At 64.0% G+C, this 11,272-nt stretch carries 13 protein-coding genes; 1 reads left to right on the top strand and 12 read right to left on the bottom strand.

Annotated features, from left to right (window positions below):
• From R3280_RS13870 to R3280_RS13860, 3 genes are all read right to left on the bottom strand, one after another.
• Positions 1-1,004: polysaccharide deacetylase family protein (locus R3280_RS13870; protein ID WP_318999206.1), on the bottom strand; the 1,004-nt coding region annotated here is incomplete at its 3' end.
• A gap of 46 nt (positions 1,005-1,050) precedes the next feature.
• Positions 1,051-1,740, bottom strand: a complete 690-nt coding sequence (locus R3280_RS13865) for a DNA-J related domain-containing protein (RefSeq protein WP_318999205.1) — start codon at positions 1,738-1,740, stop codon at positions 1,051-1,053.
• A gap of 36 nt (positions 1,741-1,776) precedes the next feature.
• Complete coding sequence (locus R3280_RS13860; RefSeq protein ID WP_318999204.1) at positions 1,777-2,412, bottom strand: TetR/AcrR family transcriptional regulator; 636 nt, start codon at positions 2,410-2,412, stop codon at positions 1,777-1,779.
• Between the two features lie 122 nt (positions 2,413-2,534).
• On the opposite strand from R3280_RS13860, the gene ttcA reads away from it, so the two are divergent.
• Positions 2,535-3,461, top strand: coding sequence for a tRNA 2-thiocytidine(32) synthetase TtcA (gene ttcA, locus R3280_RS13855; RefSeq protein WP_318999203.1), 927 nt, complete (start codon positions 2,535-2,537; stop codon positions 3,459-3,461).
• A gap of 24 nt (positions 3,462-3,485) precedes the next feature.
• On the opposite strand, the gene R3280_RS13850 is transcribed toward ttcA, so the two are convergent.
• From R3280_RS13850 to R3280_RS13810, 9 genes are all read right to left on the bottom strand, one after another.
• Positions 3,486-4,175, bottom strand: coding sequence for a sulfite exporter TauE/SafE family protein (locus tag R3280_RS13850; protein ID WP_318999202.1), 690 nt, complete (start codon positions 4,173-4,175; stop codon positions 3,486-3,488).
• On the bottom strand, positions 4,175-4,420 hold the full coding sequence (gene ccoS, locus R3280_RS13845) for a cbb3-type cytochrome oxidase assembly protein CcoS (RefSeq protein WP_318999201.1): 246 nt from the start codon (positions 4,418-4,420) through the stop codon (positions 4,175-4,177). The genes R3280_RS13850 and ccoS overlap by 1 nt, the downstream gene beginning before the upstream one ends.
• A gap of 61 nt (positions 4,421-4,481) precedes the next feature.
• On the bottom strand, positions 4,482-6,938 hold the full coding sequence (locus tag R3280_RS13840) for a heavy metal translocating P-type ATPase (RefSeq protein ID WP_318999200.1): 2,457 nt from the start codon (positions 6,936-6,938) through the stop codon (positions 4,482-4,484).
• A complete protein-coding gene (locus R3280_RS13835; RefSeq protein WP_318999199.1) occupies positions 6,935-7,447 on the bottom strand; it encodes a FixH family protein in 513 nt (170 codons plus the stop codon). The genes R3280_RS13840 and R3280_RS13835 overlap by 4 nt, the downstream gene beginning before the upstream one ends.
• Positions 7,448-7,496: 49 nt before the next feature.
• Complete coding sequence (gene ccoG / locus R3280_RS13830; RefSeq protein WP_318999198.1) at positions 7,497-8,930, bottom strand: cytochrome c oxidase accessory protein CcoG; 1,434 nt, start codon at positions 8,928-8,930, stop codon at positions 7,497-7,499.
• A gap of 104 nt (positions 8,931-9,034) precedes the next feature.
• The gene (gene ccoP, locus R3280_RS13825) at positions 9,035-9,925 is read right to left on the bottom strand and encodes a cytochrome-c oxidase, cbb3-type subunit III (RefSeq protein ID WP_318999197.1); all 891 of its coding nucleotides are present in this window, start codon (positions 9,923-9,925) and stop codon (positions 9,035-9,037) included.
• Positions 9,922-10,107, bottom strand: coding sequence for a cbb3-type cytochrome c oxidase subunit 3 (locus R3280_RS13820; RefSeq protein ID WP_318999196.1), 186 nt, complete (start codon positions 10,105-10,107; stop codon positions 9,922-9,924). The genes ccoP and R3280_RS13820 overlap by 4 nt, the downstream gene beginning before the upstream one ends.
• Positions 10,108-10,112: 5 nt before the next feature.
• Positions 10,113-10,721 (bottom strand): cytochrome-c oxidase, cbb3-type subunit II, encoded by a 609-nt coding sequence (ccoO, locus tag R3280_RS13815; RefSeq protein WP_318999195.1) that lies wholly within the window; start codon positions 10,719-10,721, stop codon positions 10,113-10,115.
• 13 nt (positions 10,722-10,734) lie between these two features.
• A partial coding sequence (locus R3280_RS13810) for a cbb3-type cytochrome c oxidase subunit I (protein ID WP_318999194.1) occupies positions 10,735-11,272 on the bottom strand: 538 nt, incomplete at its 5' end.

Below are 11,272 nucleotides of genomic sequence, written 5' to 3'. Positions count from 1 at the left end.
TGATGGGACAGCCAGTAGAAGCGGCCGCCCTGGATGGGGTAGGTGCAGTTGTAACGGAAACGCCGGCTCTGGAAGCGATTGTCCGCCTGGATCCGGACCTGCTGTCCGGCTTGCTGGATAACGTTGATGCGGCCCTGGCCGGAGGCGAAACAGTTGAGCCGGCCCGGGTCCAGCTGGTCCGGCAAGGCCAGCTCTAGGGCTGGCGGATTCTCCCTCATCACCCCGCTGGGAAGCTGGTTGGCGCTCACCGGCAGTGCCTGGCTGCGCAGCTTGTTCTCCAGCGAATCCAGCTGACCATAGGCGGTCGCCATGGGGAAGCGGGGCAGCCGGGTGGGGCTGGAGCTGGCGCCGATCGGCCCGGACTGCTGGCCGTAGCCATACCAGTCGCGGTCGGCAATGGCCTGTTCCAGCTTGTCGCCGAATTCGCCGTAGGGGTAGGCGAACAGCGGAGGGCGGGTGCCCAGTTTCTCCTGCAGAATGCTCTGGGCCCTGTCCAGGCTCACGTTGATACGCTCGCGCCAGGCCTGGTCGGATTCACCCGGCTTCTGGGGCAGGTGGCCATGATCGTGGCTGTGGTTGGCGATCAGCACTTGCGGTGCCTCCGCCCACTGGGCCAGCTGGTCCCAGGTCATCACATCCCCCTTACCAACGGCATTGGTATTGACGAATACCGTAAACGGATAACCGAACTCCTCCAGGATGGGGGCGGCGGTGGTCCATACCGACTCGTAGGCGTCATCGAAGGTGATGGCTACCTGCTGGCGGTCGGTAAGCTCACCGGCCAGGGCGGCCTCCGTGCCCTCCTGCAGCGGTACAACTTCCAGTCCCAGGTCCCGGATCATCTGCATCTGGGCCCGGAACAGGGAGGGGGTGGTGCTGGTGGATGCCGGTGTGGAGGGGCTGACATGGTGATATTGCAGGACCACCAGATCCGCGTGGGCCGGTCCGGCGCTGACCAGGCCGGCCAGCGCCAGGGCGGAAAACAACAGGCGGGTAGGTGTCATGGGCAATGTCCTCTCGCTGCAGAATCGATTGTGATCAGGGCAATGTTCAGGTGTCCCGGGTGACGTAATACACCCGCAGCACACCGAAGGCCTCGTTGAGTGCCTGCACGTCCTCGGTACGGCCGCCGCGGTCGGGGTGGGCCTGCATGACCGCGCGCCGGAACCGGTATTTGACCTCTTCGAAATGATCCGGCACCCGGTCGAAGCCCAGGGTCACGGCGGCGTCACTAACTTCTCCGGCGGCCGGCTGGCGGCCCGAACGCCCGGCCCAGAAATCGTCCATCATCTGGCTGACGGTCTGCTCGGAGAGCGCGTACTGGTCCAGGTCGAGATAGAAGGCCCGGAGTTTATCGCTTTCCGCCAGGGCGCTGGTAGCCGGTGATCCCTGTCCAGGACCCAGCCGGATCAGTAGTGGCGAGATGCTGAGCTGCTCGCCCTGGCCGCCGATGTCATCCCGAAGCCGGTAGAGTGCGTGAAACGTGAGGAAATGCACCGGGTAGAGCCGTTCCGGCGAGGAGAAATCCACCGTCTCCAGCAACTCCCACGGCGGCGCCTGCAGGGCGCGGATAAGATCCAGCTCCGATATTCCGGCGGGCCGGGCCCGCAGGATGGATTCCACCGCGATCATCAGGTGCTGGACTTTCTGTTTTAGCGCTTCCTGCTGATCAGCGCGAGCCGTGGCGGCGCTGGAACGGGTGGTTTCCGGCATGGCTTGGTGATCGGTCATGTCCCCCATGGTATGTCACCAAAACTCCGGAGGCCAGACGCGGTCTCAGCGCGATCGCCAGGCCAGTTCCCGCAGCCCGCCGAGGAACAGGCGGGTGGCGAATTCCGCCGCCTCGCCGGCCAGCTCGGGCGCCGAGTCCGGACTCTCGGTGGCACGACGGGCCAGGCGCAGGCTGAGCTCATAGGCTACGCCGAAAAATGCGGCGCAAAGGTACTCCTGGTCCACCGGCGGCAGCACTCCGCGCTTGACCGCATCGGCCACGTCGTGCTCCAGCGACAGCCGCGCCAGACCCAGGATGTCGGCGCCGAAGAGCTGTCGGATGGTCTGGTCATTGCGGTAGGCCAGCTCGTACACCGTGGGGTCGTCCGCGGTGGCCCGGAACAGGGCGAGGTAGGCGGAGTGGATGAAATCCTCATCAGTGCCGGCGGCATGGCGGGCCTTGGTCAGGTTGCGGTTGAGCCCGTCCAGATAGTCCGTCAGCAGGGCGGAGAAAATATCCGCCTTGTTGGAGAAGTAGTTGTAGAAGGTACCGGCCGCCAGGTCAGTGCGCCGGACAATGTCCCGGATGGTGGTCTGTTCGTATCCCAGCTCCCGGAAGCACTCCAGGGCCGACAGCAGAATGGCGCGGCGGTTCTGGATACGGTTGCGCTCGCGCTTGCCCTGGCTTTCAACGCCTTGCATGTTCATTCGGTTTCCTTGCCGTGGGGTGTGACGCCGGTGGCCGTCGTCCAGTATAATCGCGGGCCTGCGGCCGTTCCTTGTCCGTGTCTTTCCATGTCCCTGTTTGCAGCCCGATACCACCTATGACCGATTCCAATCCCGTTGCCACTGCCGAGCCCGTCGCCTCCGAAGTCGATCGCAAGCGAAAGCTCGAGAATGACAAGCTCCAGAAGCGCCTGCGCCGGGAGGTGGGTCAGGCCATCGCCGATTTCAGCATGATCGAGGCGGGTGACAAGGTCATGTGCTGTCTCAGTGGCGGCAAGGACTCCTACGCCATGCTGGACATCCTCCTGAGCCTGCAGAAAAGCGCTCCGGTGGCGTTCGAGCTGATCGCGGTCAACCTGGACCAGAAGCAGCCCGGATTCCCCGAGGAGGTCCTGCCCGCCTATCTGGCCGGGTTGGGTGTGGAATACCACATCATTGAGAAAGACACCTACAGCATTGTCAAAGAAAAAATCCCGGAAGGGAAGACCACCTGCGGGCTTTGTTCACGTCTACGACGCGGAATTCTCTACAATTTTGCCGAGCAGCACGGCGTCACCAAGATCGCCCTGGGTCATCACCGGGACGATCTGCTGGAAACCCTGTTCCTCAACATGTTCCACGGCGGCAAACTCAAGACCATGCCCCCCAAGCTGCACAGTGACGATGGCCGCAATGTGGTGATACGGCCCCTGGCCTACTGCCGCGAAAAAGACCTGGTGCGCTACGCTGCGCTGCGGGAATTCCCCATCATTCCCTGCAACCTCTGTGGCTCCCAGGAAAACCTGCAGCGGCAGGTGGTCAAGGACATGCTGCAGGGCTGGGACCGCCAGCACCCCGGGCGGCTTGAGGCCATGTTCCGGGCCATCTGCAACGTGGAGCCCTCCCACCTGGCCGACCCCAAGCTGTTCGATTTCAGCAACAACCAGCTGCAGACCGGCCGCCCGACCGGCACGGCCCGCCATGCCGATTACGCCAAGTCTTCGGAGGAGGCAGGCTACCAGCGCCTGGACGTGCTCAATCTCTGAGCGCGGCCTCTGATTGCTTTGGCGTCAGTGACCGAAACCATGCCACAGGGGAATGGTCCACAGGCCGAAAGCGATCAGCAGGATGCCGGCCATCTGGCGAAAGCGGGGATGCTGGCGCAGGTTCTTGACCCAGCCGGCGGCGTAGCCGGTGGTGAGCATGGAGGGCAGGGTGCCCAGGCCGAAACAGAGCATGGTCAGGGCGGCACTCGCCACCGTCGGCTGCAGGGCCGCCCAGCCGAGCGTGCTGTAGATCAGGCCGCAGGGCAGCCAGCCCCATAGGGCTCCCAGCGCCAGTGCCTGGCCAGGGTGGCGCACCGGCAGCAGGCGTGTGGTCAGGGGCGAGAGCCTCCGCCAGACCGGCGCGCCGGCGCGTTCCACCCACCGGATACCCTGCCACCACTGGGCCATGCCCAGCCCCATCAGAATCAGCAGAACCCCCGCCAGGGTCCTCAGCACCGGCGCCATCTGCACCCATTGCTCCGCCGCCGAGGTGCTCAGCAGCGCGATCAGGGTCGCGATCAGCACGTAACTGCCAATCCGGCCGGCGTTGAAACACAGCAGCATCAGGGTCTGGCGCAGCCGGAAGCCGCGGCCCACCGGCAAGGCCATGGACAGCGAGGCACTGATGCCGCCGCACATGCCCAGGCAGTGGGTGCTGCCCAGCAGTCCGATCAGAAAGGCGCTGGAATAGGCAATGGCGAGTTGGGGATCCACTATGCGTCGGGGTTCCCGCGGGTCGGCTGGCGGTCCTGGTCGGTGGCGGAGGCTTTGTCACCAGTGGATGGGCGATCCTGCCGCGAATCCTCGGGAATCATGTCCTTGTCGTCGTCGTAGAGGATGCGATGGGCCGGGCCGTCCAGGTCGTCGTACTGGCCATTGCGCACGGCCCAGGAGAACAGGACGATCCCCATCGCCACCAGAATCAGCGTAATGGGCACCAGAATCAGGACAATTTTCACGGCCACTCCTCGTCGTCATCGCAACCCGGTCGCCCGGGCTTAACACCACTCGTTTACCCTATCAGGCCGCCGGATTGGCGCCAACCAGCCCCGGTGTGGTCTTGCCCGCGGGACTGCCCGACCGGCTGCGACCCAGCCGCAGGGCGTTGAGCACCACGAACAGGGAACTCAGCGACATGCCGATGGCGGCCAGCCAGGGCGGTACCAGACCGGCGGCGGCCAGGGGCAGGGCACAGACGTTGTAGGCCAGGGCCCAGGTCATATTCTGGCGGATAATCCGCCGGGTTGCCCGGCTGGTGTCCAGCGCTGCCAGGATCTGCCGGGGCTGGCCGTTGAGCAGGACCGCATCGGCCTTGAGCCGGGTCAGATCGGCGGCCGAGCCCATGGCTACCGACACCCGGGCGCCCGCCATGGAGGGCAGGTCGTTGAGGCCATCGCCCACCATCATCAGGGTGCGGCCCTCATCCGCCAGTCGCTGCAGGGTTGCCAGCTTGTCCTCGGGTGAGGCCTGGCCGATGGCCTCGTCGATGCCCAGCATTTTCGCAATGCGGTCCACATGTCCGGAGCGGTCGCCGCTCAGCAGAAGGGTTCTGAGGCCCCGGGCCTTGAGCGTGGCGATGGTTTCGGCGGCGTCGGGCCGGGGTTCGTCGTCCAGCACCAGGCAGGCCAGCCAGCGGTGCTCGTCCGCCAGCCAGACCTCCAGGCCGTTGTCACTGCGCCAGCTGGGCATGGCGCCGGCCACTTTCTGTTTCAGAAAGTCGCTGTGGCCGATGAACAGCTTGCGGCCATCCAGCAGACCCGACAGGCCGTCGCCAATATGATTGCGGACGTCACGTACTGGCGCCGGATGGCGGCTCTGCAGGGCCCGGGCTATGGGGTGTTCCGAGTATTGCTCAAGCCCGGCCGCCAGCTCCAGGCACCGTGCCTCGGACAGATGGCCAAAGGTCTTGACGGTGACCAGGGACAGCTCGCCCCGGGTGAGGGTGCCGGTCTTGTCGAACACCACCGTGTCCACCGTGCTGAGGGATTCCAGGGTATGGCCCCGGGTGGGCAGAAACCCCAGTTTGCGCAGATGCATGGTGGCGCTGGTGATGGCGGTTGGGGTCGCCAGCGACAGGGCGCAGGGGCAGGTGACCACCAGCACCGACAGGGTGATATCGAAGGCGTTGTCGGCCCCCATATACCACCAGCCCAGCCACACCAGGGGTGCCACGATCAGCACCCGGCTGACGAACACCCGGGCGATGCGGTCCGCCATTCGCGCCACCGGTGCCTTTTCCGCCTGCACCCGGTCCAGGATCCGGAGGATGCCGGACAGCCGGGTGTTGGCGCCGGTGCGAATCACCCGAACGGTCAGGGGGCCTTCGCCGTTGATACTGCCGGCGTGGCCCAGATCGCCCGGCTTGCGGGTTTCCGGCAGGTACTCACCGGTCAGGGCGGCCTCGTTCAGGGTGGAACGGCCACTGACGATCTCGCCATCCACCGGCAGGGTCTCACCGGGCTTTACCCGGATCAGGTCCCCCTCCCGGAGCTGGTGCACCGGCACCACCCGGATCTGGTCGCCTTCCACCAGGGTGGCGATGCGGGGCTGGATGGCCCCCAGGGCGTTGCCGGTGAGGCCGGCCCGGTAGCGGGCCTGCATCTCGATATAGCGGCCCAGCGACAGGAAGAAAGTGAACATGCACACCGATTCGAAATACACCTCGTCGCCGCCAAACACCGTAACCCAGGCGCTGGCCAGGTAGGCCAGGCCGATGGCGGTGGCCACCGGCACGTCCATGGTGAGATGGCGGCCGCGGATGTCCCGCAGGGCATTGCGGAAAAAGGGCGCGGCGCTGTAGAGCACCACCGGGGTGGCCACCAGCAGGCTGAACCAGCGGAACAGCTGGATGAAATCCGGCGACAGGTCGCTGATCAGCTCGAAGTACAGCGGGAACGCCAGCATCATGCTCTGCATGGTGCCCAATCCCGCCACACACAGCCGGATCAGCGCGGACCGCTTTTCCGACTGCAGGGCCTGTTCGGCGTCATCGGGCTGGTAGGGACGGGCGCTGTAGCCCAACTGGTGAATGGCCAGCAGCAGGTCACTGAGCCGGGTCTGCTCCGGGTTCCAAACCAGTCGCGCCCGCTGGGTACTGTGATTGACACTGAAGGACACCACCCCGGGCTGCTTGGCCAGGTGGTTCTCCAGCAGCCAGATGCAGGCGGCACAGGTGATGCCGCCGATCAGCAGTTGAGCTTCCAGACCGCCGCTGACCGGCGCCACAAAAGCCTGCTGCACCAGGGGATGGTCCAGCTCACGGATCTGCTCGCGCTCGGTCTCGGTCAGCGCCTGGGGTGTGGCGGCGGCCTCGGTGCGAAGCTGGTAAAAACCCTCCAGGCCCTCGGCGCGGATGGTCTGGCACACCGCCTTACAGCCCTGACAGCAGAAATGGCGTTCCCGGCCATCCAGGGTCAGGGTGATCGGCGGTGAGCCCGCGGCGGGTTCACCGCAATGAAAGCAGGCGGTTGCGTTCACCCGGCGCTCGCGTTCGCATCCAGGGTCAGCGGCGTCTCGGACGGCAGGAACAGCTCGCCTTTGAGGCGCCATTCGTTGGACGGTCCCCGCAGGTCCATATACCAGCGGCCGTCCAGGTTGCGGGGCAGGCTGGCACGGTAATAGCCGCCGCCCATGGACTGCAGCTGAACGGTGCGATCCTTTTCCGACAGGGTGGGGTGGAACAGGTTGAGTACCAGATAGGGGTAGTCCGAGTAACCCTCCTTGCTGTTCAGGTTGACGCTCAACCGGTCGCCGGAGAACTCCATGATGGCGTTGAGGTTCATGTCCGCGGCCTTCTGGTCACGGGCCAGCTCCAGGTTGATGGCGCGGCCTTCCTTGGAATAGTCGTCAGTGACCATGGCGTTGTCGGTGTTCAGCGCCACCGTAATGGCAATGGTGCACCAGATGATGGAGGCCCCCGGGAAAATCAGCAGGAACCAGAACCAGGGCTGGCGGAACCAGGGTTTGATGGCGGTGTCTTCTGTCATTGCGTTGTCTCTTTTCGGTCTTGGAGGTCGGTCCGCGGCAAGCAAGTGGTTACCGGGGGGTAGGACCGACGAAACGGCTTTCAGTTTCCAGTTCCAGGAACTCATCGTTCAGGGACCGGGCCCGGAACACGATGCCGCTGTTGGTTTCTTTCACCGCCTCCGGGTCTACCACCACCACGGTGGGCAGCGTGCGGCTCTCGCCGCTGGCAACGGTGACGGGTTGGTTGTCGAGGATACGCAGGCTGTCCATGCCGGAGACGCTGAGCTCGAAGGTCTGCGGCACCTCGGTCTTGTTCACCAGTTTGACGGTGTAGGAGTTCTCCACCAGGCCCTGACCGGTCATCCGGAACAGCGCGCCCCGATCCCGAAGCACATCCAGCTCCGCCGGGGTGCGGGTCAGCAGCGTGAACACCAGGGCGGCGATCATCAGCACCATGACGGCGCCGTAGCCGAAGGTCCGTGGTCGCAGCAGCTTGGAGGGCATGCCCTGCAGCTCGTTTTCGGTGGCGTACCGGATCAGGCCGCGGGGATACTCCATCTTGTCCATGACCTCGTCACAGGCATCGATGCACAGGGCGCAGCCGATGCACTCGTACTGCAGGCCATCCCGGATGTCGATGCCGGTGGGGCAGACCTGCACGCACATGCCGCAGTCAATACAGTCACCCAGCCCCAGCTCTTCCTTGGACGCGCTCTTCTTGCGGCCTCCCCGGGGCTCGCCCCGGCCCGGGTCATAGGCCACGGCGCGGGTGTCGGGATCGTACATCACGGACTGGAAGCGGGCGTATGGGCACATGTACAGACACACCTGCTCCCGCATCCAGCCGGCGTTCATGTAGGTGGCCAGGGTGAAAAAGCCCACCCAGAAATAGGCCCAGCCGTTGGCCTGCAGGGTGAAGATGTCAGCGAGCAGCTCACGGATGGGATAGAAGTAACCCACGAAGGTGGCACCCGTGGCAAAGGCGATCAGCAGCCAGAGGGTGTGCTTCAGGGTCTTCTTGCGGATCTTCTCCGGCGAGTTGGGCGCCTTGTCCAGCTTCATGCGCTTGTTGCGGCTGCCCTCGATGCGCTCCTCCACCCACATGAAGATGAAGGTCCACACCGTTTGCGGGCAGGTGTAGCCGCACCAGACCCGCCCGAACAGGGTGGTGATGAAGAACAGGCCGAAGGCGGCAATGATCAGCATGCCGGAGAGCAGGATGAAGTCTTCGGGATAGAAGGTGGTGCCGAACAGCAGGAACTCCCGCTCCGGCAGGTTGAAATAGATCAGCGGCTCACCGTTGACGGTGATCCAGCAGAACAGGAAGTACATGCCCATCAGCGCCCACAGGCTGACGGTGCGGATGCGCTGGAAAAAGCCCTTTACTTCCTTGACATAGATTTTCTTGCGGCTGGCGTAGAGATCTACTGTTTCAGCCTTTTTGTTGTTGTTGGAGGCGTCAGTCGCGGGGTCTACCTGTCGAACCGGAATCTGGTTGGTCATGGGTAGCATACCTCCCGGGGTGGCAATCTTCTCAAGCCTGGAGGATCCGCCGATCCCCCAGGGTTCAAAAGACTGCCGGGGCCGATGGACCGGCCCGGGCAAACTCAGTTGGACAGGCTGTACACGTAGGCCGCGAGAATGTGGATCTCGTCGTCGCTCAGGCGGGGCGACTGTGCCGGCATAACGTTGTTGCGGCCGTAAAGCACGGTTTCCTCAATCCACTCGTAGGTGCTCCCGTAAAGCCAGGCATCGTCCGTCAGGTCGGGGGCACCGATGGCCTGGTTACCCTTGGCGTCAGCGCCATGGCAACCGGCACAGCCCTGGTCATAGACTGCCTTGCCAGCCTGGGCCGCTTCCTCGCTCCGGGCGCGGCCGCTGAAGCTGAGTACGTAGTTGGTGACCTGATCAACCTGCGCAGGAGTCATGTTGGGCATCAGGCCCTTGGCAGGCATGTTGCCCTGACGGCCCTGGTGCAGGGTGGTGAGGATGGCTTCAGGCTCGCCGCCATAGAGCCAGGCGTCGTCGGTCAGGTTGGGGAAACCAATGGCGCCGCGGGCAGCGGAGCCGTGGCAGACCGCGCAGTTGTTGGAGAACAGGCGCTGGCCCATCTGCATGGCGTCCTCGTTCTGGGCCAGCTCCGGCACCGGAATGTCGCCGTACTGAGCGTAGAGTTCACCGTAACGGGCATCGGCCACCTGGACTTCCTCTTCCCACTGGTTGTACTGGGACCAGCCCAGCAGACCCTGGAAGTTACCCAGACCGGGGTAGAGCGCCAGATAACCCAGACTGAACACACAGGTGCCCACGAACAGGTAGTACCACCACTTGGGCAGCGGGTTGTCGTATTCCTCGATGCCGTCGAAGGAGTGGCCCGTGGTGCGGTCGGTCTCGGTATCGGTGGTCTGGTTCTTGCGGGTGGCCCAGAGCAGCCACCAGCAGCCAAAAACAGTACCGAGCACGATCACGCTGATCCAGATGCTCCAGAAGGTACTCATTGTTTCTTCTCCGTTTTATCCTGTTCGGTCGTGCGCTGGTCGATCTCGTCGTCGTCAAACGGCAGATGGGCGGCTTCGTCGTTGGGTTTCTTGCGGCGGGCGCTGTACGCCCACCAGCAGATCCCAAGAAAGACGGCCATGACCAGCAGGGTGTGAATGCCCCGAAAATCGTTGATATCCATCGCGATCACCGGTTGGTTGACAGCACGGTGCCCAGTTGCTGCAGATAGGCCACCAGCGCCTCGATCTCGAATTTGCCCTCGACTTCACTGGCCGCGTTGGCGATCTGCTCGTCGGTGTAGGGCACGCCAAGGGTCTGGTAGGCCTCCAGCTTCGCCGCAGTCCGGGTGTGATCGATTTTTCTGTCGAACAGCCAAGGGTAGGCCGGCATGATGGATTCAGGCACGACACTGCGCGGATCGTAAAGGTGCATCCGCTGCCAGGCATCGGAGTAGCGCCCGCCGACGCGGGCAAGATCCGGGCCGGTGCGCTTGGAGCCCCACAGGAACGGGTGATCGTAGACGAACTCGCCGGCCACGGAGTAGTGGCCATAGCGCTCGGTCTCGGCACGGAACGGACGGACCATCTGGGTGTGGCAGACATGGCAGCCTTCCCGGATATAAATGTCACGGCCCTCGAACTCCAGCGCGGTCAGCGGCTCCAGGCCCTTGATGGGCTGGTTCACGTCCTTGGAGAAGAACAGCGGAACCACTTCCGCCAGGAAACCGCCACTGATGACCACGAGGATCAGCACGATCATCAGGCCGATGTTTTTCTCGATGACTTCATGTTTCATGATTCTGGACTCCTCAGGCCGTTTGTGCCGCGCTGCTTTCTACCGCAACGGCCTCTTTCTGACGAATGGTCATACGGACGTTGTATGCCATTACCAGCATGCCGGAGAGGAAGATCAGGCCGCCCAGGAAGCGGACGAAGTAGCCCGGTGCCGAGGCCGACATGGCTTCCACGAAGCTGTAGGTCAGGGTGCCGTCACTGTTCACCGCGCGCCACATCAGACCCTGCATGATGCCGTTGACCCACATGGCGACGATGTAGAGCACCGTGCCCACGGTGGCCAGCCAGAAGTGCACGTTGATCATCGCTGTGCTGTACATGGCCTGAACACCCCAGAGCTTGGGAATCAGGTGGTAGATCGCGCCGATACTGATCATGGCGACCCAGCCCAGGGCGCCGGAATGAACATGGCCGATGGTCCAGTCGGTATTGTGGGACAGCGCGTTGACGGTCTTGATGGCCATCATCGGGCCCTCGAAGGTGGACATGCCGTAGAACGACAGGGATACCACCAGGAAGCGCAGGATCGGGTCGGTACGCAGGCGGTGCCAG

It is taken from the genome of Marinobacter sp., from assembly GCF_033722195.1.
Taxonomy (GTDB): Bacteria; Pseudomonadota; Gammaproteobacteria; order Pseudomonadales; family Oleiphilaceae; genus Marinobacter.
Note: the sequence above shows the minus strand (reverse complement) of the source record. Positions and strands in the feature narration are given on the sequence as shown.